19 protein-coding genes are annotated in these 22,475 nt (G+C 72.7%); 11 read left to right on the top strand and 8 right to left on the bottom strand.

The window, feature by feature from the left end; genetic code table 11:
- Positions 1–2: 2 nt before the first annotated feature.
- Together ACIRQ9_RS25530 and ACIRQ9_RS25525 are read right to left on the bottom strand one after the other, a co-directional pair.
- Positions 3–455 carry an HD domain-containing protein gene (locus ACIRQ9_RS25530; RefSeq protein WP_404177801.1) on the bottom strand — a complete coding sequence of 151 codons (453 nt, stop codon included), beginning with the start codon at positions 453–455 and terminating at the stop codon, positions 3–5.
- Positions 456–515: 60 nt separating this feature from the next.
- Positions 516–1,679: a PP2C family protein-serine/threonine phosphatase gene (locus ACIRQ9_RS25525; protein WP_404177799.1), complete on the bottom strand. Its 1,164-nt coding sequence runs from the start codon at positions 1,677–1,679 to the stop codon at positions 516–518.
- 175 nt (positions 1,680–1,854) lie between these two features.
- On the opposite strand from ACIRQ9_RS25525, the gene ACIRQ9_RS25520 reads away from it, so the two are divergent.
- Positions 1,855–3,096 (top strand): GNAT family N-acetyltransferase, encoded by a 1,242-nt coding sequence (locus ACIRQ9_RS25520; RefSeq protein WP_404177796.1) that lies wholly within the window; start codon positions 1,855–1,857, stop codon positions 3,094–3,096.
- A gap of 22 nt (positions 3,097–3,118) precedes the next feature.
- Here the strand turns inward: ACIRQ9_RS25520 and ACIRQ9_RS25515 are convergent, their stop codons facing one another.
- Together ACIRQ9_RS25515 and ACIRQ9_RS25510 are read right to left on the bottom strand one after the other, a co-directional pair.
- Positions 3,119–3,925, bottom strand: coding sequence for an Fpg/Nei family DNA glycosylase (locus ACIRQ9_RS25515; protein WP_404177793.1), 807 nt, complete (start codon positions 3,923–3,925; stop codon positions 3,119–3,121).
- Between the two features lie 70 nt (positions 3,926–3,995).
- Positions 3,996–4,481, bottom strand: coding sequence for a ribose-5-phosphate isomerase (locus ACIRQ9_RS25510; protein WP_404177790.1), 486 nt, complete (start codon positions 4,479–4,481; stop codon positions 3,996–3,998).
- Between the two features lie 215 nt (positions 4,482–4,696).
- Here ACIRQ9_RS25510 and ACIRQ9_RS25505 point away from each other — a divergent pair, with 215 nt between their 5' ends.
- Positions 4,697–6,178: an amino acid permease gene (locus ACIRQ9_RS25505; protein ID WP_404177787.1), complete on the top strand. Its 1,482-nt coding sequence runs from the start codon at positions 4,697–4,699 to the stop codon at positions 6,176–6,178.
- A 13-nt stretch (positions 6,179–6,191) separates the two neighbouring features.
- Here ACIRQ9_RS25505 and ACIRQ9_RS25500 read toward each other — a convergent pair whose 3' ends face one another.
- Entirely contained in the window at positions 6,192–7,940 is a 1,749-nt protein-coding gene (locus ACIRQ9_RS25500; RefSeq protein WP_404177784.1) for a protein kinase, read from the bottom strand.
- Between the two features lie 216 nt (positions 7,941–8,156).
- On the opposite strand from ACIRQ9_RS25500, the gene ACIRQ9_RS25495 reads away from it, so the two are divergent.
- Positions 8,157–8,867, top strand: a complete 711-nt coding sequence (locus ACIRQ9_RS25495; protein WP_404177781.1) for an LPXTG cell wall anchor domain-containing protein — start codon at positions 8,157–8,159, stop codon at positions 8,865–8,867.
- 75 nt (positions 8,868–8,942) lie between these two features.
- Here the strand turns inward: ACIRQ9_RS25495 and ACIRQ9_RS25490 are convergent, their stop codons facing one another.
- Positions 8,943–9,527, bottom strand: a complete 585-nt coding sequence (locus ACIRQ9_RS25490) for a biotin transporter BioY (RefSeq protein ID WP_404177778.1) — start codon at positions 9,525–9,527, stop codon at positions 8,943–8,945.
- Positions 9,528–9,969: 442 nt separating this feature from the next.
- Here ACIRQ9_RS25490 and ACIRQ9_RS25485 point away from each other — a divergent pair, with 442 nt between their 5' ends.
- The 6 genes from ACIRQ9_RS25485 to ACIRQ9_RS25460 all read left to right on the top strand — a co-directional run bounded on the left by ACIRQ9_RS25485 (position 9,970) and on the right by ACIRQ9_RS25460 (position 16,219).
- Positions 9,970–11,157 carry an ROK family protein gene (locus tag ACIRQ9_RS25485; protein WP_404177775.1) on the top strand — a complete coding sequence of 396 codons (1,188 nt, stop codon included), beginning with the start codon at positions 9,970–9,972 and terminating at the stop codon, positions 11,155–11,157.
- Positions 11,158–11,384: 227 nt separating this feature from the next.
- Positions 11,385–12,452 (top strand): ABC transporter substrate-binding protein, encoded by a 1,068-nt coding sequence (locus ACIRQ9_RS25480; RefSeq protein WP_404177772.1) that lies wholly within the window; start codon positions 11,385–11,387, stop codon positions 12,450–12,452.
- Positions 12,449–13,291, top strand: a complete 843-nt coding sequence (locus tag ACIRQ9_RS25475; protein ID WP_404177769.1) for an ABC transporter permease — start codon at positions 12,449–12,451, stop codon at positions 13,289–13,291. The genes ACIRQ9_RS25480 and ACIRQ9_RS25475 overlap by 4 nt, the downstream gene beginning before the upstream one ends.
- On the top strand, positions 13,267–13,980 hold the full coding sequence (locus ACIRQ9_RS25470; protein WP_404177766.1) for an ABC transporter ATP-binding protein: 714 nt from the start codon (positions 13,267–13,269) through the stop codon (positions 13,978–13,980). The genes ACIRQ9_RS25475 and ACIRQ9_RS25470 overlap by 25 nt, the downstream gene beginning before the upstream one ends.
- On the top strand, positions 13,977–15,314 hold the full coding sequence (locus ACIRQ9_RS25465) for an LLM class flavin-dependent oxidoreductase (RefSeq protein WP_404177763.1): 1,338 nt from the start codon (positions 13,977–13,979) through the stop codon (positions 15,312–15,314). The genes ACIRQ9_RS25470 and ACIRQ9_RS25465 overlap by 4 nt, the downstream gene beginning before the upstream one ends.
- A gap of 11 nt (positions 15,315–15,325) precedes the next feature.
- The gene (locus ACIRQ9_RS25460) at positions 15,326–16,219 is read left to right on the top strand and encodes a TauD/TfdA dioxygenase family protein (protein ID WP_404177760.1); all 894 of its coding nucleotides are present in this window, start codon (positions 15,326–15,328) and stop codon (positions 16,217–16,219) included.
- A 125-nt stretch (positions 16,220–16,344) separates the two neighbouring features.
- On the opposite strand, the gene ACIRQ9_RS25455 is transcribed toward ACIRQ9_RS25460, so the two are convergent.
- A complete protein-coding gene (locus ACIRQ9_RS25455) occupies positions 16,345–17,007 on the bottom strand; it encodes a DsbA family protein (RefSeq protein WP_404177757.1) in 663 nt (220 codons plus the stop codon).
- A gap of 135 nt (positions 17,008–17,142) precedes the next feature.
- On the opposite strand from ACIRQ9_RS25455, the gene pepN reads away from it, so the two are divergent.
- Positions 17,143–19,722 carry an aminopeptidase N gene (gene pepN / locus ACIRQ9_RS25450; RefSeq protein WP_404177754.1) on the top strand — a complete coding sequence of 860 codons (2,580 nt, stop codon included), beginning with the start codon at positions 17,143–17,145 and terminating at the stop codon, positions 19,720–19,722.
- 207 nt (positions 19,723–19,929) lie between these two features.
- Complete coding sequence (locus tag ACIRQ9_RS25445; RefSeq protein ID WP_404177751.1) at positions 19,930–20,967, top strand: hypothetical protein; 1,038 nt, start codon at positions 19,930–19,932, stop codon at positions 20,965–20,967.
- A gap of 74 nt (positions 20,968–21,041) precedes the next feature.
- Here ACIRQ9_RS25445 and ACIRQ9_RS25440 read toward each other — a convergent pair whose 3' ends face one another.
- Complete coding sequence (locus ACIRQ9_RS25440) at positions 21,042–22,244, bottom strand: glycosyltransferase (RefSeq protein WP_404177956.1); 1,203 nt, start codon at positions 22,242–22,244, stop codon at positions 21,042–21,044.
- Between the last annotated feature and the right edge of the window lie 231 nt (positions 22,245–22,475).

Raw genomic sequence — 22,475 nt, 5'->3', positions numbered from 1 at the left:
CGCTACGCCGGGAGACCGAGGAGCGCGCGCATCCGGGCGTACTTCTCGGTCAGCCGTTTCCGGGTGGCCTCGTCGAGCACGGCGAGCCGGCCGGGGTCCGCGTTGTGCGCGAGGTCGGCCTGTTTGACCAGGAGCGCGCCCGGGGTGTCGAGAATGCGGCGGGCGTACGCCTCGGGGGACTCGCCGGGGCGTTTGGTGACCGCGAGGACGATGGCCCTGGTCCGATCGGTGACGGGAGCCGCGGCCAGTTCCCGCGGGGTCAGGACGTGGTCCTCGACGGCGTCGTGCAGCCAGGCGGCGGCGATCTGTTCGGGGTCGCCGCCGCGGGCGCGGACGCCTTCGGCGACGGCGGCGAGGTGCTCGGCGTAGGGGCGCCCGGCCTTGTCGGTCTGCGCGGCGTGCGCGGTTCGGGCGAGCTCCTCGACGTCGGGAAGGGAGAGCGGGGTCCGGGTCATGGTGCGAGTATCGCGCGGCGGGGCGTGCCGCTCACCGGCGCCCGTTCGGCGCCGGGCGGCTCACCTCGCCGCTTCGCGGCAGATCAGCAGCAGCGCGCGGTCGTCGTTGACGTCCTTGGCGACGGCCTCGATGAGGTGCCAGGCCGCACCGTGGAAGCCGCCCGCCACATAGCGGTCCGCCTCCCCCGTGAGCCGGTCGATGCCCTCCACGATGTCCCGGTCCGACGTCTCGACCAGGCCGTCGGTGAAGAGCATCAGGACGTCGCCCGGGCGCAGCGAGCCCTTGACCGAGTCGAACTGCGCGCCGTCGTAGACCCCCAGGAGCGGGCCCTCCGCGGCCTTCTCCTCCCAGCGGCCGCTGCCCGCGCTGAGCTGGAGGCCCGGCGGATGCCCCGCGGAGTAGAGCTCGTAGTCGCCGGAGTCCAGGTCGAGGACGAGGTGGATCGAGGTGGCGAAGCCCTCGTCCCAGTCCTGGCGCAGGAGGTAGCCGTTGGCGGCGGTGAGGAAGGCGTGCGGGGGCAGGGACCCGAGGAGGCCGCCGAAGGCGCCGGACAGCAGCAGGGCGCGGGAGGCCGCGTCCATGCCCTTGCCGGAGACGTCCGTGAGGACGACCTCCATGGTGCGGCCGTTGTTGGTGCGGGCGGCGACCACGAAGTCGCCGGAGAAGGACTGTCCGCCGGCCGGCCGCAGCGCCATCTCGCGGTGCCAGCCCGGCGGCAGCTTCGGCAGCTTGCTCTGCACCCTGATGCGTTCGCGCAGGTCGAAGAGCATGGTGCCGCCGCGCCGCCAGGGCACGCCGACCCGGCTGCGGAACTGTGCGGTGAGGAGGCCGAAGAAGCCGCAGGCCGCCACGACCAGGACCACGCCGGGGGTGACCCGGGAGGGGCCCTCGGTGTAGGGGCCGAGCCGGACCGACTCCACGATCAGTGCCGTGGCCCCCGCCCCGTACAGGCCGAGCAGGCTCGCCGGGCGCAGCAGCAGGCCGCCCACGATGATCGGCAGGACCAGCGAGGCCGGTGAGAACCACACCGAGTTGGCGAGGGTCATGGCCGCCAGCACGGGGACCGTCAGCAGCAGTCCGGCGAGCGCGATCCAGTCGGAGCCGTCGCCGCGGAAGTAGTCCACGGCGCTTCTGCGCAGCCCGACGCGGACCCGGTGCCACTGCATCCTGCACCGGGCCGTGAAGGTCTCGGCCTTCCCGCGCCGCTCTCCGTCTACTGCCATCAGTTCGGGACCCTATCCATCGGACCGGCCGCTCGGCACGGGAGGTCCCACTTGTCCCCCGTCCGAGGCTCGCCTTCGGGTGCGACTTCACAGTGAACTTCACCGGACGGCCCCGCGTCGCCGTCCGGGAGAAATTCGCTGGCCCGTACCGCATCGTCCCTGGTAGGCATGGCGCATGGCGAGCGACCGTACGACCGAGCTGAAGGTGCTGCGTGCCGAGGAGTTCGACGGGTGGTGGGACCACCTGGTGCGGGCCTTCGGGGCCGGCCCCGCGTCGGCGGAGGAACGTGAACTGGACCGCTCCCTCACGGAGTTCGAGCGCTCGCTGGCCGTCTGGGACGGCACCGAGGTGGTCGGGACGGGCGGGGCGTTCAGTTTCCGGATGACCGTGCCGGGCGGCGCGGTGCTGCCCGTGGCCGGCGTCACCATGGTGAGCGTGTCCGCGACGCACCGGCGGCGCGGGGTGCTGACCGCGATGATGCGCCGCCAGCTGGACGACGTACGGGAGCGCGGGGAGGCGCTCGCCGCGCTGACCGCATCCGAACCGGCGATCTACGGCCGCTTCGGGTACGACATGGCCGTACAGCAGTTGCTTGCCGAGATCGACACGAGCCGGGTCACGCTGTCCGTGCCGGCCGGTACCGACGACGTACGGATCAGGTACGCCGAGCCCGCATCCGCGCTCGACGCGTGCGAGGCGGTGTACGCGGAGCTGGTGCCGCTGCGGCCCGGGATGCTGGCCCGGCAGCCGGGCTGGGAGCGGGCGTTCCTGGTGGACCCGGAGAGCGGCCGGGACGGGGCCTCGGCGCTGCAGTGCGTGGTCGCCGAGCGGGACGGGCGGGTCACCGGGTACGCCCGGTTCCGGACCAAGATGGGCTGGACGCCGAGCGGGCACGACGGCACGGTGGTGCTGGAGGACCTGGCGGCGCTGGACCCGGCGAGCGACGCGGCGCTGTGGCGGTTCCTGTTCGGCATCGACCTGATGTCGAAGCTGACGCTGCGGGGGCGGCCGGTCGACGACGCCTGGCAGTTCCTGGTGTCCGACATCCGGCGCTGTCTGACGCGGGTGCGGGACATGGGGTATCTGCGTCTCGTCGACGTCGGCCGGGCGCTGGCGGCGCGGACCTACCAGGCGCCGGTGGACGTGGTATTGGACGTCGCGGACGCCTTCTGCCCCTGGAACACGGGGCGTTGGCGGCTGACCGGCGACGCCAAGGGCGCGTCCTGCGAGCGTACGACGGACGCGGCCGAACTCGCCCTGTCGGTACGGGAGCTGGCGGCGGCCTACCTCGGCGGTGTCTCCCTGACGTCGCTGGCCCGGGCGGACCGGGTGCGTGAGGTGCGGGCGGGTGCGCTCGCGGAGGCGTCGGCGGCGTTCGGCTCGCCGGCCCTGCCGTGGCTGCCGCACGGCTTCTAGCCCCCGCCCGGACCGCCGGGTCCTAGGGCCGGCTCTGGCAGCGGGGACACCAGAAGAGGTTGCGGGCGGCCAGGCCGGCCGTCGCGACGTGGGTGCCGCAGACATGGCAGGGCAGGCCCGCCCGGCGGTAGACGTACACCTCGCCGCCGTGGTCGTCGACGCGCGGCGCACGCCCCATGGCCTCGGGGCTGTGCTCGGGCCGGACGGTGTCGATGCGGTTGTCGCGCACTCCGTCGCGCATGAGGGCGACGAGATCGGCCCAGACGGCGTCCCACTCGGCGCGGCCGAGGTCCCGGCCCGCGCGGTACGGGTCGATGCCGTGCCGGAACAGCACCTCCGCGCGGTAGACGTTGCCCACGCCCGCGATGACCTTCTGGTCCATCAGCAGCGCGGCGACGGTCGTACGGCTGCGGGAGATCTTCCGGTACGCGCTGTCCGGGTCGGCGTCGGCGCGCAGCGGATCCGGGCCGAGCCGGGCGTGTACGGCGTCCTTCTCCGCGTCGGTGATCAGGGCGCAGGTGGTGGGGCCGCGCAGGTCGACGTAGGAGGTGGCGTCGGCGAGGCGGAGGCGGACGGTGTCGGTGGCCGGGGGCGCGGGTGCGTCGCCGAAGCCGACCTTGCCGAAGAGGCCGAGGTGGATGTGGACCCAGTCGCCGTCGCGGAAGCCCAGGAAGAGGTGCTTGCCGTGGGCTTCGGTGCGGGTGAGAGGCGCACCGTCGATGAGCTGGGCGGCGTCGGAGAACTTGCCCTGCGGGCTGTCGGCCCGCACGGGTCCGGTCAGCCGGCGGTAGTCCAGCGCGAGCCGGTGGATCGTGTGCCCCTCTGGCACTGAGGCGGTTCCTTTCCTGCCGGCGGCGGGGGCGGGTGCTGCGCGGCCGGCCCCCGCCGGGCGGCGGACGCTACGGCTGCGGGTGGTGCGCCGGGATGGGCGGGAGGGCGCCGGTGCTCTCGTACGCGTCGAGCATCTCGATGCGGCGGATGTGGCGCTCGCCCTGGGAGAACGGCGTGTTCAGGAAGGTCTCGACGAACCTCGTCGCCTCCTCCTGGGTGTGCATCCGCGCGCCGACCGCGACGACGTTGGCGTTGTTGTGCTCACGGCCGAGGGAGGCGGTCTCCTCGCTCCAGGCGAGCGCCGCGCGCACGCCCTTCACCTTGTTCGCGGCGATCTGCTCACCGTTGCCGGAGCCGCCGATCACGATGCCGAGGGACTCGGGGTCCGCCGCCGTCCGCTCGGCCGCGCGGAGGCAGAAGGGCGGGTAGTCGTCCTGGGCGTCGTAGATGTGGGGACCGCAGTCGACGGGGTCGTGGCCCGCCGCCTTCAGCCACTCGACGAGGTGGTTCTTGAGTTCGAAGCCCGCATGGTCGGAGCCGAGATACACGCGCATGGGTCGAGTGTGACATGGCGGCCATGGCGCGGCAGTACAGGGGCCATGCCCCCGGAAAGTGTGAGTAAGACTACAGAACCTCAGGAAAACCTCAAGTAACGATATGGATTCAAAGGTTCAGGAATTCCTTCGCCTCCGTTTCACTGGACCAACTCGTACGCCGCTCGTACGGGACCCCCACTCACCCCCGCTCAACGGCGCAAAGGAATTCCCCCATGACTTCGCAGCCGAACCCGACTGCCCCGCCCCCGGCCGGAGACCCCGGCACCGGCGCCGGCACCGGTCTGCACGCAGGACTCAAGAACCGCCATCTGTCGATGATCGCCATCGGCGGTGTCATCGGCGCCGGTCTCTTCGTCGGCTCCAGCTCGGGCATCGCCACCGCGGGACCCGGCATCCTGCTGTCGTACGCCCTCGTCGGCACGCTCGTCGTCCTCGTGATGCGGATGCTCGGCGAGATGTCCGCCGCCCATCCGACCTCCGGTTCGTTCTCCGCGCACGCGGACCGCGCGCTCGGCCGCTGGGCCGGGTTCTCCATCGGCTGGCTGTACTGGTTCTTCTGGGTCGTGGTGCTGGCGGTCGAGGCGACCGCCGGTGCCAAGATCCTGGAGGGCTGGATCCCGGCCGTGCCCCAGTGGGGCTGGGCGCTCATCGTGATGGTGGTCCTCACCGCCACCAACCTGGTCTCGGTCGGCTCCTACGGCGAGTTCGAGTTCTGGTTCGCCGGGATCAAGGTCGTCGCGATCGGCGCGTTCATCGTCGTCGGCCTGCTGGCCGTCCTCGGGGTGCTGCCCGGTGTCCACACCGACCAGGCGAGCTTCGGCAACCTGACCGGCCACGGCGGCTTCCTGCCCCACGGGCCCGGCGCCATCCTCACCGGCGTCCTGCTGGTCGTCTTCTCCTTCATGGGCAGCGAGATCGCCACGCTGGCGGCCGGCGAGTCGGAGAACCCGCAGCGCGCGGTCACCAAGTCGACCAACAGCATCATCTGGCGGATCGGCGTCTTCTACCTCGGCTCGATCCTCATCGTCATCGCGCTGCTGCCGTGGAACGACCCGTCGATCAAGGAGAAGGGCTCGTACGTCGCCGCCCTCGACTCCCTCGGCATCGCGCACGCCGGCCAGATCATGAACGTCATCGTGCTGACGTCGGTGCTGTCCTGTCTCAACTCGGGTCTGTACACGGCCTCCCGGATGGCGTTCTCGCTCGGGCAGCGCGGTGACGCGCCGAAGGCGTTCGCCCGCACCACCTCGCGCGGTGTGCCGATGACCGCGATCGTCTCCTCCGTCGTCTTCGGGTTCGTCGCCGTCTTCTTCAACTACCGGTTCCCGGACTCCGTCTTCCTCTTCCTGGTCAACTCCTCCGGCGCGGTCGCCCTGTTCGTGTGGCTGGTCATCTGCTTCTCGCAGCTGCGCATGCGGAAGATCATCCAGGCCGAGGCGCCGGAGAAGCTCGTCGTGAGGATGTGGCTGTACCCGTACCTGACCTGGGCGACGGCCGGTCTGATCGTGTTCGTCCTCGGTTACATGCTGACCGACACGCAGGGCGAGAGCAGCGGCCGTACCACCGTGCTGCTGTCGCTGCTCGTCGCGGCGCTCGTGATCGCGGTCGCCCTGGTGAAGCAGAAGGTCACCACGGGCCGCGCGGCGGCTGCCGCCCAGGCCGCCGAGCCCGCCGACAAGGTGTCCGTCGGCTGACCGGACCGCCCGGTCACAGCAGGGTGAAATCCTCCTTGACCTGCTCGTAGGTCCGCACGGCCTGGGCTTCGACCGCCGGCTGGTACCAGGTGTTGACCTGGTACGACGTCCCCTCGGCGTCGAAGCCCAGCAGCCGTGCGTGCCAGGGGACGCCCTTGAGCGTGAAGGTGTACTCCCAGACCACCGCCGGACGGCCGCGGAACACCGTCTCGGCCAGCCGGATCTTGCGGTAGTCCCGGCCCTGGCGGGCGCTGAGCTCGGAGGCCCGCCAGCTGTCCATGAGGTCGCCCCGCGCCAGGGAGGACTTGGCGACCAGCTCCTGGCTGCCGTCGGGCGAGGTGTAGTGCACCTCGGCACCGGTCTTCACGTCCCTGCGCCAGCCCTTCGGGGTCACCCAGGCGAAGCCGCCGGCCTCCTCGTGGGCGCCGGGCGGGAGGGTGCGGGGGCGGGTGGTGCCCTCGACGGTGGGCGCCGGCGCGGTGGACGTCGCGGCCGAGGCGGTCGAGGCGGCCGGGGAGCCGCCGGCCGCCGGGCCCGCACCGCCGTCCGCCGTGGTGGCGACGATGACGGCCGCGGCGGTGGCCACCGCCGCGGCCCCCAGCACGGCCAGGAGCGCGGTGCGCCGGGGGGTCCTGCGCCGGGGGGCGGCCGCGGGTACGTCGTGGCCGGTCGCGCGCCGCGGCCCGGCCGCCGGCGGCTGCGGCGCGGGGTCCGCCACGGTGCCGGAGGCGGGCTCCGGGCGGGACTCCGTCGCCGCCCGCTTCGCAGCGCTCACCGGCGGAGGTGTCTCCAATCGCGTCGGCCGCGGACGCTCCTCCCGCGGCTCCGCGGCGCGCGGTTCCGCCAGGTCCACGTGCGTCGGGACCGGGCGCTGCGCCGGGAGGGGAGGCGGCGCCGGATGCGCCACCGTCGGGGTCTGCGGCGGGTGGGCCACCGGGTGCAGGGTCTCCTCGACCTCGGCCAGTCCCGGTCGGAGCGCCGGTTCCTTCGCGAGCAGCGCCGCCAGCAGGCCGTGCAGCGGTCCGGCCGCCGCGGGGAGTTCGGGTTCTTCGTAGAGGACCGCGTGCAGGGTGGCCAGGGTGGTGTCGCGGGAGAAGGGGGAGCGGCCGGCCAGGGCCGCGCACAGGGTCGCGCCGAGCGACCAGACGTCGGACGGCGGGCCCTGCGGGCGTCCGGAGATCCGCTCGGGCGCCATGTAGTCGGGCGAGCCGACGAGCATGCCGACCATGGTCAGTGCCTTGGCGTCCTGGATCGCCGCGATGCCGAAGTCGGTGAGGACGACGCGGCCCGCGGTGCTCTCGACCAGCACGTTGCCGGGTTTGATGTCCCGGTGCAGCACTCCCCCGGCGTGCACCTGCCGCAGCGCGGCGACCAGGCCGAGGCCGATCCGGGCCGCGGCCCGCGGACTCAGCGCCCCCTCCTCCGCCATGATCCACTCCAGGGAGCGGCCGATGACCAGCTCCATGACGATCCACAGGCGTTCGCCCTCCTCGACGACGTCGTAGACCCGTACGACGTTGGGGTGGTCGATGCGGGCGGTGGCCCTGGCCTCGCGCAGGGTGCGTTCCCGGCGGGTGCGGGCGTCCTCGGCGTCGAGGCCGTCGATCCGCATCTCCTTGACGGCGACCTGCCGGTCGAGCACCCCGTCGGTGGCCCGCCACACCCGACCCATGCCCCCCTGCCCGATACTCGCGGCCAGCCGGTAGCGGCCGGCCACCAGCAGCCCCGGGACACCACCGGCCCCCGCCCTCCCCGAATTCACTCGGCCAACCGAATTCCCTGGACCACCGGAATTCTCCGAGATCTCTGAACTCCCTGAATTCTCCGGCAATTCGCCGCACCCCCTCAACGACCGCCACCGGCGCCCCACAATGGTCACACTTACGGCCGTACCAGCATAGTGCGGAGAAATCTTGTGGTACCTCTTCAAGTGACCGCGAATTCAGGTGCGGTCCAGGGGGCTGCAAGGGGGACGAACATGAGTTCTCGTCGTAGGGCGGTTGTCACGGGATCGCTCGTCGCGGCATCTTTCTCGGCCGTGATGATCCTCCCGTTCACGGCTGCCGCCGATGACCAGGGACCGGCGAGCGGCAAGGGGGGAAAGGCGGTCGACCAGGCACCCGCGGGGGTGCGGCCGACGACGACACTGCCCGGGAGGATCTCGGTCGACAACAGTTCGCGGAAGACGGCGATCACCGCCACCGTCAGGAACGAAGGGACCAAGGACAGCGCCGGCCTCAGGCTTCTGGTGGTCGGTTTCGACGGCCTGAAGGTCACCGGGGTGCGGGGCTGCGAGGCCGTCGCAGCCAAGGATCTGCCGGCCGGTTCCAACAGCGGCTTCAGCTGCCCGGTCGGCGTGCTCGGCGCGGGAAAGTCGAGGTCGTACGCGGTCGACGCCACGTTCGACCTGGGCAGGACGGGGAAGATCTGCCTGCCCGTGCAGAGCGCGGACGGGAAGAAGACGTTCTGGCAGCAGGGCCCGGTGCCCTTCGGTACGACGAACCCGTCGCCGAACGCGCCGGCCACCCCGCTGCTGCTCGGCACCGACAACAAGCCGGTGGGACCGGGCGGCGACCAGCTGCCGAAGACCGGTGCGAGCCCCGACGTGATGCCGCTCGGCGCGGCCGGTGCCGCGCTGGTCGCGGCCGGCGCGGCGGGCGTGTGGTGGTCACGGCGGCGGGCGGACTGAGCGGGGAGCGGGACGCACACGAGCGGGGGCCCGGGGCGCGTGCGCGCCCCGGGCCCCCGCTCGGCCTGCGGTCGTTCAGTTCTTGCCGGCGAGCTTCCACGCGGCGGGCATCGCGCCCATGGCCAGGAGGGCCTTCACGGCGTCGCCGATCAGGAACGGGGTGAGGCCGGCGGCGATCGCCGCGGACGCGGACAGGTGCGCGGCGTAGGCGAGGTAGGGCACGCCGACCGCGTAGATGAGCGCCTCGCCGAGCAGCATCGCGCCCGCCATCCGCAGCATGCCGCGGTCGGCGCCGCGCCGGGCCAGGGCGCCCACGACGGCGGAGGCGAGCATCATGCCGAGGATGTAGCCGAAGGAGACGGAGACGCCGGAGGTGCCGCTCGCGAACCACGGCACGCCCGCCAGGCCCACCAGCGCGTACAGCGTGAGGGAGAGCAGGCCGCGGCGGGCGCCGAGCGCGGTGCCGACGAGCAGGGCCGCGAAGGTCTGGCCGGTGACCGGGACCGGGGAGCCCGGCACCGGGACGGCGATCTGCGCGGCGAGGCCGGTGAGCGCGGCGCCGCCGGCCACGAGGGCGACGTCGCGCACCCGGGACACGGGCAGGAGGTCGGCGAGGACGGTGCCGGTGCGGGTCGACGCGGCTGCGGTGGCGGTGCTCATGGGGACTCCGCGGGGTGAAGGTGGGCGGGCGGGCAGGGGACACCGTGACGCTATCCCGGGCCGCCTGAGCCGAACACGTCAGCCATCGACAAAGGCCGCGACGGGCACATGGTGGGCTCCCCACAAAGAAGGGGGGCTACACGTGCCGCGGGGTGACGCCGATCACTGAGGCAGAGATGTTTCAGTCACGTCAACGGCGTTGAACAGGCCTGTGGAGTTCCGCCAATCGAATCCCCGTGGTCTGGTGGGATTCCGGGCCGCTGTCCTACGCTCTCGGCCATGGCCGCCCAGTCCCGGAACCTCACGTCGCGTCGCTATGTCGACCTGCGACGGCAAGGGGCCGCCACCTGTCGCCGTCCGGTCTGAGGCCGCGCGGCAGGGACCGGTCCCGGCGCGCCTCGCCCGCGACGACGTGTCGGCCCCCGTTCCCGAGGACGCATCCATGCCCCCCACCGCGGCACCCCCGCTCACCTCACCCGCCGGCGACCGGCGGCGCACCAGCGCCAGCGTGGTGCTCAGGTCGGTGCTGGAGCACGGGCCGGTGGCCCGCTCCACCATCGCCCGGCTGACCGGCCTGTCCCCGGCCTCGGTCACCGACTACTGCGCCCGGTTCACCGAACTCGGCCTGATCCGGGAGGCGCGGACGCCCCGGCGGGCCCGCTCGGTGGGCCGGCCGCACGTGCCCGTCGACCTGGACGACTCGCGGTTCGTGGTCGGCGGGGTGCACGTGGCCGTGCCCTACACCACGGTCGCGCTGCTCGACCTGCGCGGCCGGGTGCTCGTGCGGCGGGAGCTGAGGCACCGGGACACCGAGCCGGGCGCGGTGCTGGAGCGGGCCGCCGCGGGGCTGGCCGCGCTGCTCGACGGCGCGCCGGGCAGCCGTCCGCTGGGTGTCGGGGTCGCGGTCGGCGGCTGGGTGGACCGGGACTCCGGGACCGTCGTCGAGCATCCGCTGCTGGGCTGGCGCGAGGTGCCGGTGCGTGACCTGCTCGGCGCCGGGACCGGACTGGCGGTCCACGTGGACGGGCACGCGCGGGCGCTGGTCAACGGGGAGCGGCTGTTCGGGCGGGCCCGGGACCGCCGGAGCGTGCTGCACCTGTTCGTCGGCAACGTGGTCGACGCGGCCTTCGCCACCGGCGACGAGGTGCACCACGGTCCGCGCTCGCAGGCCGGCACGATCGCCCATCTCCCGGTGCCGGGCGGCACCGAACCCTGCGGCTGCGGGCGCACCGGCTGCCTCCAGGCGGAGCTGAGCGAGCGGACGCTGGTGCGGCGGGCCCGCGCGGCCGGGGTCGTGGGCCGCGGCGCGGGTCCGATGGACGTCCTGGCGGCGGCCGGCGCCGGTGACGCGGTCGCGGTGCGGCTGCTGGTGGAGCGGGCGCGGCTGACCGGGCGGGCGGCGGGGCTGCTGCTCGACGTGCTCAACCCGGAGAGCGTGGTGGTCACCGAGGTGGGTGTGCTGCACCGCGAGGACTGTCTGGCCGCGCTGCGGGAGGCGGTCGGGCCGGGGCGGGCGGCCGTGGTCGCGCCGACCAGTTTCGGGGACCGGGTGCTCGCGGTGGCGGGCGGTTCGGTGGTCCTCGACGTGCTGTACCGGGACCCGCTGAGCGCGTCACCACGGCTTATTTAATTCAGAAACTCGGAATATTGACAGCCGTCGTCCACGGCAAGGACCATCCTTCCCATGACCTGTCGCACCCTCTGTTGCTGACGTCTTGACGCGCCCGGGGCGCGTATTTCCCGACGTGTGAGTCCTCTCTTCCCGGCCGCCGCGCGCCGCGAATCCGAGCTGCCTCGCGCCGTCTTTCCACCGTTTTTCAGCCGCCTTTCGGCCGCTTTTTCTCCGGGAGTCCTCCCATGCCTTCTGCGTCCTCCTCCGGCGTCGACCGCCGGCTCTTCCTCACCTCGCTGCTCGGCGCCTCGGCGGCCGTGGCCGGGCTCGGCGGCTGCGCGGGCTCCACGGCCGCCGCCGAGACGGCGGGCGCGTCCACCGCCCGGCTCGCCACCGAGGTGCCGGCCGGCACCAGCCTGAAGATCGCCTCCTACCTGAACACCCAGCAGCTCCAGTTCAAGCTGGCGAAACTGCCTCCGCTGCCGTTCACGGTGTCGAGCTGGCTGAACATCGGGGCCGGTCCCGACGTCATCAACGCGTTCCGCGCGAAGTCCCTCGATCTCGCCAACAACGCGGGGATCCCGCCGATCCAGGCGCAGTTCCAGGGTTTCGCGGCGAAGATCGTGGCGATCAACATCACCCGCAGGCCCAACTACCTGTTCGCCACGAAGCCCGGCAGCGACATCCGCACGGTCGCCGACTTCCGGGGGAAGAAGCTCGCCTTCTCGCAGGGACAGGCCCAGGGCGTCGTACTGCTGCGGGCGCTGAAGGAGGCACAGCTCGCCTACGACGACGTGCGGCTGGTGCAGCTGACCAGCAACCAGTTCCTCACGGCCCTGCAGTCCGGCCAGGTCGACGTGGCCCCGCTGGCCAACACCCAGGCGCCGTCCTACCTCCAGCAGTACGCGGCGAAGGGCGCCCGCACGATCGCCACCGACGTCGTCGACCTGCTCAGCCTGCTGTGGGCGCCGCAGACGGTCCTGAACGACCGGGCCAAGGCGGCCGCGGTCGCCGCGTACGTCCCGCAGTGGGCCAGGGGCCTGGTCTGGCAGTGGGAGAACCCGGACACCTGGAACGAGGAGTTCTACGTGAAGACCCAGAACCTGACCCTCGCGCAGGCGCGGGGCATCACCCGGCTCGCCAACAAGCCGCTGTTCCCGCCGAGCTGGGACGAGGCGGTCGCCTGGGAGCAGGAGACCGCGGATCTGCTGGCCGCGGGCGGCTTCGTGAAGAAGACCGACGTCTCCTCGCTCTTCGACCACCGCTTCGAGTCCCTCGCCGCGCGGGCCGTACCGGCGGAGTACCGCACATGACCACCGTGGCCACCGGCACCGCGCCGGTTCCCGTGGCACAGGAGGACCACCGGGTCCGTCCGCGGCGCCGCCTCTCCCCCGGCCGCCGGCTGCCCGCCGCCCGCCTGGCCGGGCCGCTGCTCGTGCTGGCCGCCTGGGCGATCGCGTCCGCCGCCGGACGGCTCGACCCCGGCGCGGTCCCGGCGCCGTGGACCGTGCTGGACACCGCCGTCCACCTGTGGACGGCCGGGACACTGCGCACCGACGTCCTGACCTCGGTGGAGCGGGCCGGGTACGGCTTCGCGATCGGGCTGGCCGCCGGGGTGCTGCTGGCGCTGGCCGCGGGTCTCAGCCGGACCGGCGAGGCGCTGATCGACGGGACCGTGCAGATCAACCGGGCGATCCCGACCCTCGGCCTGATCCCGCTGTTCATCCTCTGGCTGGGCATCGGCGAGACCTTCAAGGTCGCGATCATCGCGATCGTCGTCTACATCCCGGTCTACCTGAACACGCACGCCGCGCTGTCCGCGATCGACAGCCGGTACGTCGAACTCGCCGAGGTGCTGGACCTGTCGCGGCCGCGGTTCATCAGGACGATCGTGATCCCCGGCGCGCTGCCCGGATTCTTCGTGGGGCTCCGGCTCGGCGTCACCGGATCCTGGCTCGGGCTGGTCGTCCTGGAGCAGATCAACGCCACCAGCGGCCTCGGCTACATGATGTTCCAGGCCCAGAACTACGGCCGCAGCGACATCATCCTGGTCGGTCTGCTGATCTACGGCGTCTTCGGCCTCGTCTCCGACACCGTGGTCCGTGCCGTCGAACGGAGGGTGCTGTCGTGGCGCCGCACACTGAGCAGCTGACCCGTCCGGCCGTCCGGCTCCGCGGGCTGACCCGGTCGTTCGGGGACCGCAGGGTCCTCGACGGCATCGACCTGGACCTGCCCGCCGGGCAGTTCACCGCGCTGCTCGGGCACAGCGGCTCCGGCAAGTCCACCCTGCTGCGGGCTCTCGCGGGGCTCGACCACACGGTCCGCGGCAGCGGTGAACTGAGCGCCCCGGAGCGGGTGTCGGTGGTCTTCCAGGACTCCCGGCTGCTGCCGTGGCAGCGGGTGCTGGACAACGTGGTGCTGGGACTGGACGGCGGGGACGCCCGGGACAGGGGCCGCGCGGCGCTCGACGAGGTCGGGCTCGGCGGCCGGGAGCGGGCCTGGCCCGGCGAGCTGTCCGGCGGTGAGGCGCAGCGGGCCGCGCTGGCCCGCTCCCTGGTCCGCGAGCCCGAACTGCTCCTGGCCGACGAGCCGTTCGGCGCGCTCGACGCCCTCACCCGGATCCGGATGCACCGCCTGCTGCGCGAGCTGTGGCAGCGGCACCGCCCGTCCGTGCTGCTCGTCACGCACGACGTCGACGAGGCGGTCGTCCTCGCCGACCGCGTCCTGGTCCTTCAGGACGGCCGGATCGGCCTGGACCTGGCCGTGGACCACGACCGCCCGCGGGACGCCTACCGCGCCCGGCTGCTGACCGCCCTCGGTGTCACGGAGGATCCCGCATGACCCGCACCCTGCACCTGAACGCGTTCCTGATGAACACCGGTCACCACGAGGCGTCCTGGCGCCTGGCGGAGAGCGACCCGCACGCGCACACCGACCTCGCGCACTACGTGCGGCTGGCCCGGGCCGCGGAACGCGGCACCTTCGACTCGCTCTTCCTCGCCGACGGCCCGCACCTGTGGGGCGGTGTCGCCCAGCGCCCGGCCGGTGCCCTGGAACCGCTCACCCTGCTCACCGCGCTGGCGACCGCCACCGAGCACATCGGCCTGATCGCCACCGCCTCCACCTCCTACAACTCCCCCTACAACCTGGCCCGCAGGTTCGCCTCCCTGGACATCCTCAGCGGCGGCCGGGCGGGCTGGAACATCGTCACCACGGCGGGCGCGGAGGCGGCCCGCAACTTCGGTCTGGACGCGGAGCCCGCGCACGCCGAGCGGTACGCGCGGGCCGCCGACTTCCTCGACGTGGCCCTGAAGCTGTGGGACAGCTGGGAGGACGACGCGATCGTCGCCGACAAGGCGGCCGGCGTCTGGGGCGACGACGCGAAGATCCACCCGCCGCGGCACCAGGGGCCGTACTTCCGGGTCGAGGGCGCCCTGAACGTGCCGCGTTCCCCGCAGGGTTACCCGCTGCTGGTGCAGGCGGGATCCAGCGAGGACGGCAAGGCGTTCGCGGCCCGCCACGCGGAGGCGGTGTTCACCGCGCAGCAGACCCTGCCGGACGCGCGGGCCTTCTACGCCGACCTGAAGGCGCGCACGGCCGCGGCCGGCCGGGACCCGGACCGGATCAAGGTGCTGCCCGGGATCGTCCCGGTGATCGGTTCGACCGAGGCCGAGGCGCGGGCGCAGGAGCGGCTCCTGGAGGACCACATCGTGCACCGGTACGGCGTCGACCGTCTGGAACGGCTCCTGCAACTGGCCCCCGGCACCCTGGAGCTGGACGCGCGGCTGCCGGCCGACCTGCCGTCCGAGGACGCCGTGGAGGGCGCGAAGAGCCGGTACACGCTGGTCGTCGAGCTGGCCCGCCGCGAACGGCTGACCGTGCGGGAGCTGATCGGCCGGCTCGGCGGCGGCCGTGGACACCTGACCCTGGCCGGGACGCCCGAGCAGATCGCCGACGCGATCGGGACCTGGTTCACCGAGGGCGCCGCCGACGGCTTCACCATCATGCCGCCGGTGCTGCCCTCGGGCCTGGAGGCCTTCGTCGACCACGTCGTGCCGGTCCTGCGCGCCCGTGGCCTGCTGCGCACCTCCTACGGCCCGCGCCGGACCCTGCGGGAGCGCTACGGGCTGCCCCGCCCCGTCAACCGGTACACCGCCGACTCCGTGTTCGCCTGAAAGGAACCGTCATGTCCCTGGAGATCACCAAGATCACCGCGAACATCGGCGCCCGGGTCTCCGGCGTCGACGTCTCCCGGCCGCTCGGCGCCGAGACCGCCGCCGCGATCCGCGAGGCCCTGAACGCGCACAAGGCGCTCGTCTTCGACGACGTACGCCTCGACGACGACTCCCAGCAGGCCTTCGTCCGGCACTTCGGCGAGGTCACCACCGCCCATCCGACGGTCTCCTCGATCGCCGGCGCCCCGAACGTCCTGCCGGTGGACAGCGAGCGTGGCCGGGCCGCCAACCACTGGCACACGGACGTGACGTTCGTCCTCAACCCGCCGCAGGCCACCACCCTGCGCTCGGTCACCGTCCCGCCGTACGGCGGCGAGACCCTGATCGCGAGCGCGGCCGCCGCCTACCGGCAGCTCCCCGAGCCGCTGCGGCGACTGGCGGACACCCTGTGGGCGGAGCACACCAACGACTACGACTACGCCGTGCCGGACGAGGAGATCGACGCCCGGCAGGCCGCCCAGCGCGCCCAGTTCACCTCGATCACCTACCGCACGGTCCACCCGGTGGTGCGGGTCCATCCGCTGACCGGTGAGCGCGGCCTGTTCATCGGCGGGTTCGCGCGACGGATCGCCGGTCTGTCGCCGGCCGAGTCGCGCACGGTCCTCGATCTGCTCCAGGCCTACGTCACCCGCCCGGAGAACATCCTGCGCCACCGCTGGTCGCCGAACCAGCTGGTGGTCTTCGACAACCGGATCACCCAGCACTACGCCGTCGACAACTACGACGGGCTGCCGCGCCGGCTGCACCGGGTGACGCTCGCCGGAGACGTCCCGGTGGGCACCGAGGGCAGGGAGAGCCACTCGATCACGGGCGACGCCTCGCACTACACGACCGTGGCCGCGTGATCCCGCCGCGTCACCAAGGCGTCCGGACGGCGGGCGGCCCGGTCCGGCAGCGGCGGCGCGCCGCCGGGCCGCCGGCCCCCGCGCGCCCGTGACGCGCGGGGGCCGTCCGGTGGCGGCGCCGGTGCCTACAGGTTGCTGAAGTCGGGGCCCTTGGTGCGGGTCCGCTTGATCTCGTAGAAGCCGGGGACGGAGGCGACCGCGAGGGTGCCGTCCCACAGGCGGGCCGCCTCCTCGCCCTTGGGGGCGGGGGTGACGACCGGGCCGAAGAAGGCGATCTGCTCGCCGTCCGCGCCGGGGACCGCGATGACCGGGGTGCCGACGTCCTGGCCGACCTTGTCGATGCCCTCCTTGTGGGAGGCGCGCAGCTCCGCGTCGAACTCGAAGTCCTCCTGGTCGGCGTAGTCGATCAGGTCGGCCGGCAGGCCGACGTCCGCGAGCGCTCCGGCGATCGCCTCCGCCGTCGGGCCCTCGCCGTTGTTGTGGATGCGGGTGCCGAGCGCGGTGTAGAGCGGGCCGAGGATGTCGGAGCCGTGCTTCTGCCAGGCCGCGGTGACCACGCGGATCGGCTTCCAGGCCTTGGTCTCCAGCAGCTCGCGGTACTCCTCGGGCAGTTCGTCCAGCTTGGGCTCGTTGAGCACGGCGAGGCTCATGATGTGCCAGCGGACCTCGATGTCCCGGACCTTCTCCACCTCCAGGACCCAGCGTGAGGTCATCCACGCCCAGGGGCACAGCGGGTCGAACCAGAAGTCGACGGGGGTCTTGCCGGAACGCGTCTCGGTCTCGGACATGGTTCTCCTCGGAATAAGGCCTTTTCCAGCGGCAACACCGTCACCCCCGACCCCATTCCCGGGTCCCCCCGGTCAGGTGCGCATGGGAGGATCGGTGCTGTTCCGGCGACCGACAACGATGAGGGAGTGCCGCCCGTGCCCGGTGAGAATCTGTCCCGTGACGAGGCCCGTGAGCGGGCCGCACTGCTGTCGGTGGAGAGCTACGACGTATCGCTGGACGTGCGGTCGGCCGTCGGCGAGGGCCAGGCCGAGCCGCGCACCTTCCGCTCGGTGACCACGATCCGGTTCCGCTGCAACGAACCGGGCGCGTCGAGCTTCGCCGACCTGGTGGCGCCGGGTGTGACGGCCGTGACCCTGAACGGCAAGGACCTCGACCCGGGCGAGGTCTTCGACGGCGCCCGGATCGCCCTGGAGGACCTGGCCGCGGAGAACGAGCTGGTGGTGGACGCGCGGTGCGCCTACTCCCGGACCGGTGAGGGCCTGCACCGTTTCGTCGACCCCGAGGACGGCGAGGTCTACCTCTACACGCAGTACGAGCCGGCCGACTCCCGGCGGGTCTTCGCCACCTTCGAGCAGCCGGACCTCAAGGCGCCGTTCCGCTTCGAGGTGCGGGCGCCCGAGGAGTGGACGGTGTGGAGCAACGGGGCCGGTGAACTCGCCGACGGGGTGTGGCGGTTCGCGGAGACGAAGCCCATCTCGACGTACATCACCTGCGTGGTGGCCGGTCCCTACCACTACGTGACGGACCTCTACACGCGCACGCTCCCGGACGGGACGACGCTGGAGATCCCGCTCGGCGCGATGTGCCGCAAGGGCCTGGCGCCCTACTTCGACGCGGACGACGTGTTCCTGGTCACCCGGCAGGGCCTGGACTTCTTCCACGACCACTTCGACTACCCGTACCCGTTCGGGAAGTACGACCAGGCGTTCGTGCCGGAGTACAACCTCGGCGCGATGGAGAACCCGGGTCTGGTGACCTTCCGGGAGGAGTACATCTTCCGGGGCAAGGTGACCCAGGCGTCCTACGAGGCGCGGGCCAACGTCATCCTGCACGAGATGGCGCACATGTGGTTCGGCGACCTGGTCACCATGGTGTGGTGGGACGACCTGTGGCTGAAGGAGTCCTTCGCGGACTTCATGGGCACGTTCGCGAACGTCGGCGCGACGCGTTTCACCAACGCGTGGACCACCTTCGCCAACCGCCGCAAGGCCTGGGCCTACCGCGCCGACCAGCTGCCGTCCACGCACCCGATCACGGCCGACATCCGCGACCTCCAGGACGCCAAGCTCAACTTCGACGGCATCACCTACGCCAAGGGCGCCTCCGTGCTCAAGCAGCTGGTGGCGTACGTCGGCCAGGACGCGTTCCTGGAGGGTGCCCGCCGCTACTTCAAGCGCAACGCGTACGGCAACACCCGGCTCGGCGACCTGCTGTCGGTGCTGGAGGAGACCAGCGGCCGGGACATGGGCGCGTGGTCGCGCAAGTGGCTGCAGACGGCCGGGGTGAACTCGCTGACGCCGCAGGTGCTGCTCGCCGCGGACGGCCGGATCGACGAGCTGGCGGTGGTCCAGGAGGCCGCCGAGTCGCACCCCGAGCTGCGCCCGCACCGGGTCGCGGTCGGTCTCTACCGCCGTACGGCCGAGGGCGCGCTGGAGCGCTACGCGCGCGCGGAGGCGGACGTCGACGGCCCGCGCACGGTCATCGCCGACCTGGCGGGCGCCGAGGCCCCGGAGCTGGTCCTGGTCAACGACGACGACCTCACCTACTGCAAGATCCGCTTCGACGAGGCGTCGCTGGCGACGCTCCGGGACCACCTGGGCGACCTGACCGACCCGCTGGCCCGTGCGCTGTGCTGGTCGGCGCTGTGGAACCTGACCCGGGACGCGCTGCTGCCGGCCCGGGACTTCGTCGGCCTGGTGCTGCGGTTCGCGAGCCGTGAGTCGGACATCGGGGTGCTGCAGATGCTGCACGCCTGGGCGGAGTCGGCGCTGGTGCACTACGTGGCGCCCCAGGGCCGGGAGGCGGCCGGGCGGCTGCTGGCGGAGGGCGCCCTGCGGGAGCTGCGGGCGGCCGAGCCGGGCGGCGAGCACCAGCTGGCCTGGGCGCGGTTCTTCGCGTCGACGGCGGCCGACGAGGCGGACCTGCGGCTGCTCGGCGACCTGCTGGCGGGCACGGTGGCGATCGACGGCCTGGACGTGGACCAGGAGCTGCGCTGGGCGTTCCTCGAACCCCTCGCCGCGCACGGCGCGGCCGACGAGGCGGTGCTGGCGGCCGAACTGACCCGGGACGACACCGCGTCCGGCAAGCGGCACCAGGTGCGCTGCTTGGCGGCGCGGCCCTCGGCGGCGGTGAAGGCGCAGGCCTGGGCGCAGGTCGTGGAGTCGCAGGCGCTGTCCAACGCGCTGGTGGAGGCGACCATCGCGGGCTTCTCCCAGGCCTCGCAGCGGGACCTGCTGGCGCCCTACGCGCAGAAGTACTTCGAGGTCATCGCGCGGATCTGGGAGGAGCGCTCGATCCAGATCGGCATGGACGTGGTGCGGGGCCTGTACCCGGCGTTCCAGGACCGTCCCGAGACGCTGGAGGCGACGGACGCCTGGCTCGCGGCCCGCGCCGAGGCGCCCGCGGCGCTGCGCCGGCTGGTCCTGGAGGCCCGGGACGACCTGGCCCGGACGCTGCGCGGACAGGAGTGCGACGCGAAGGCCGTCACCGGCTGACCTTTGGCCTTGGGTTGGCCGCCGGGTGACCGTTACGGAATTCATTCCATCATGGCCGTAACCCCTGGTCCGCACTCGATCGGACCAGGGGTTTTCGGCTCCTACTCGGCACTCGAACACCTGACCTTTAGCACCATTCTGTCCGCATTCTTCAACAGGAACGTAACAGCGGTTACCGGGCAGTCCGGACGCGGGAATCTCCGGTCCATGACCCACAACACCCCGCTCTCCCCCCGCCCCCTCCGCCACCTCTCCGACGTCCACCGCCGGGTGCTGACGACGACTCAGCTCCGCTCCCACGGCGTTCCGGCCGCCGAGATCACCGAGCAGTGCCGGGCCGACGGACCCTGGCAGCAGCTGCTGCCCGGCGTCGTCCTGCTCCACCCGGGAGCGCCCACCAGCGAGGAACGCCTGCACGGGGCGCTGCTGTTCGCCGCCCGCGAGCCCGCCCCCGGTGTCCCCGCGCAGCCCGGCGCCGGCTCCCCGCACCGCACGGTCTACCCGGAGGCGATGATCACCGGCCTGGCCGCGCTGACCCTGCACGGCTTCTCGGTCACCCCGCCGCTGCTCTCCCTGGAGCGCGTGGACGTCCTGGTCCCGCGCCTGCGCCGGATCCGCTCCACCTCCTACGTCCGGGTGCTGCGCACCCCGGCCCTGCCGACCCCCGAGGCGGTGACCGGCCTGCCGGTCGCGCCGGTGCCGCGCGCCCTCGCGGACGCGGTGGCGGACCTGACCGACGCGGAGGCGGTGCGCCGGCTGCTGACCGAGGCGGTCCGCGGCCACCACTGCGAACCGGCCGCGGTGGTGCGGGCGCTGAACGAGGCGAAGCTGCTGTCCCGCCCGCACGTGGTCGACGCCGTCGACTCGCTGGTCGCCGAGGGCCGGGCCATCGCCGAGGACCGCCTGTACCGGATGGTCCGCGAGCACGGTCTGCCCGACCCGGTGTGGAACGTCGACCTGCGCCTGGCCGGCGGCCCGCACCTGGGCGGCGTGGACGCCTACTGGCCGGAGCAGGCCGTCGCCGTGGAGCTGGACACCCGTGCACCGCGACAGGACGAGGACGCGCTGTGGTCCGAATACGCCAGCAAGCGGGAGCACCTGGAGCGGCTGGGCATCACCGTCGTCCACCTCACCCCGAGGAAGCTCCGCGACACGATGGAGCAGCAGGCCGCGGTGGTCCGCACCGCGCTGATGGCCTCCGCCGACCGGGAGCCGGCCGCGCATGTCGTGGTGCTGCCCCGGTAACCGAGGGGGGAATCCGGAGGGGAGCGCAGGGGCCGTCGGTTCGGAGGGGGACCGACGGCCCCTCGGCGTTCCCGCTACTGCCCGCCGACGCCCGGACGCAGTTCGTCGCGGACGTCGCCGGCCACGCGGTCGAGCAGGTCCGCGTACGCGGCGATCATCCGGGTACGGCTGAACCGCTCCCGGACGGCGAGCAGCGCCGGTGCGAACGCCTCGCGCTCGGCCACCGCCGCCGACCACGCGAAGGCGATCGCGTCGGGGTCGAAGGGCGTCACCAGTCCGTGGCCCTCGACGATGGACGCGCTGTCGCCGACGTCGGTCGTCACCGGTACGGCACCGCACATCATGCCCTCGATCAGGCACAGCGGAGCCGCCTCGCCCGAGACGGAGGTCAGGGCGACGACGTCGGACCCGGCGTAGACGGCCTCCATGTCCTGCCGGACGCCCAGCAGGTGCACGCGGTCGCCGAGGGCGGCCCGGTCGGCGCCGAAGGCGATCTCCATGTCGGCCCACAGCGCGGGGTTGTCCCCGCTCATCCCGGCACCGCACAGGACGACGTGGCCACCGCCCTCGCGGGCCAGCCAGGCGCGGGCCGCCCGCAGGAAGAGCGGCACGTTCTTCATGGCGGCGTACCGGGCGGCGAAGACGACCACGGGGGCGTCGGCCGGGATCCCGGCCGACGCGCGGAAGGCGAGGCGCAGCGCCGCGTCCGGCCGGAAGCGGAGCAGGTCGACGCCGTTCGGGATGACGTGCAGCAGCTCACCGGGGATGCCGGCCGCCTCGTAGGCGTCCCGCGTCGACTCGGCGCAGCAGACGCACGCCACGACCTTCCCGTCCGCGATGGCGGTCCTCAGCTCGTCCAGGGCCGGACCCTGGTTCTCGGGGTCGGACCGGTGCAGGCAGACCACGACGGGGCGGCGGGGCAGGCCGGCCTGGTTGAGCAGCGCGAGCGGCTGCTCCTTCAGCGAGAGGATGACGTCCGCGCCGGCCATCGCCCGTGCGGTATCGGCCAGTTCGGGTCCGCTGAAAACCGACGCCGCCACGGTGCCGTCCACGAGTCCGGCGGTGCGGCCCAGCGACGTCACCTCGACGCCGCCCGCCGTGAGCGTGCGGTAGCAGGCGTCGTCCTCCATGCGCTGCGTGGTGGCTTCCCGGTGGACCTCACCGTGCAGACTCAGCACACGGTGCCACTGCTGTCCGCCCTCCACCAGACCCAGCAGCACATCACTGTGCACGATCCGGGCTCCCCCGGAGAAAAAGCCCTCGTAGACCGAGAGCACACGAAGTCCGAGCCGAGCGCCCACACGAACACCTGCCTTGCACCAGATCGAGCCATCCCCGGGAACCGCGGGTTAGCCGATATGAGGCGGTACGGACGTTTCATTCGGATGAACGGCATGTCTCGCGCCGGAGTCCGATTCATTTACACGGTGCGTGCCGGGACACGCACGCTCAGCACCCCCGGACGGCCTTCGTTGTCACGCCTGTGACCTGCGGTTCCACCGGCCACC

The sequence above is a fragment of the Streptomyces sp. NPDC101237 genome, from assembly GCF_044767465.1.
Lineage (GTDB): Bacteria > Actinomycetota > Actinomycetes > Streptomycetales > Streptomycetaceae > Streptomyces > Streptomyces gramineus.
This window is presented reverse-complemented; position numbering and strand designations above follow the sequence as displayed.

Bases quoted from the DNA above. Each gene is read 5' to 3' on its own strand.
- ACIRQ9_RS25475 (WP_404177769.1), top strand. From the start codon at position 12,449: ATGACCACCGTGGCCACCGGCACCGCGCCGGTTCCCGTGGCACAGGAG.
- ACIRQ9_RS25495 (WP_404177781.1), top strand. From the start codon at position 8,157: ATGAGTTCTCGTCGTAGGGCGGTTGTCACGGGATCGCTCGTCGCGGCA.
- ACIRQ9_RS25485 (WP_404177775.1), top strand. From the start codon at position 9,970: ATGCCCCCCACCGCGGCACCCCCGCTCACCTCACCCGCCGGCGACCGG.
- ACIRQ9_RS25465 (WP_404177763.1), top strand. From the start codon at position 13,977: ATGACCCGCACCCTGCACCTGAACGCGTTCCTGATGAACACCGGTCAC.
- ACIRQ9_RS25445 (WP_404177751.1), top strand. From the start codon at position 19,930: ATGACCCACAACACCCCGCTCTCCCCCCGCCCCCTCCGCCACCTCTCC.
- ACIRQ9_RS25520 (WP_404177796.1), top strand. From the start codon at position 1,855: ATGGCGAGCGACCGTACGACCGAGCTGAAGGTGCTGCGTGCCGAGGAG.
- ACIRQ9_RS25525 (WP_404177799.1), bottom strand. From the start codon at position 1,679: ATGGCAGTAGACGGAGAGCGGCGCGGGAAGGCCGAGACCTTCACGGCC.
- ACIRQ9_RS25490 (WP_404177778.1), bottom strand. From the start codon at position 9,527: ATGAGCACCGCCACCGCAGCCGCGTCGACCCGCACCGGCACCGTCCTC.
- ACIRQ9_RS25480 (WP_404177772.1), top strand. From the start codon at position 11,385: ATGCCTTCTGCGTCCTCCTCCGGCGTCGACCGCCGGCTCTTCCTCACC.
- ACIRQ9_RS25505 (WP_404177787.1), top strand. From the start codon at position 4,697: ATGACTTCGCAGCCGAACCCGACTGCCCCGCCCCCGGCCGGAGACCCC.
- ACIRQ9_RS25530 (WP_404177801.1), bottom strand. From the start codon at position 455: ATGACCCGGACCCCGCTCTCCCTTCCCGACGTCGAGGAGCTCGCCCGA.
- ACIRQ9_RS25510 (WP_404177790.1), bottom strand. From the start codon at position 4,481: ATGCGCGTGTATCTCGGCTCCGACCATGCGGGCTTCGAACTCAAGAAC.
- ACIRQ9_RS25455 (WP_404177757.1), bottom strand. From the start codon at position 17,007: ATGTCCGAGACCGAGACGCGTTCCGGCAAGACCCCCGTCGACTTCTGG.
- ACIRQ9_RS25460 (WP_404177760.1), top strand. From the start codon at position 15,326: ATGTCCCTGGAGATCACCAAGATCACCGCGAACATCGGCGCCCGGGTC.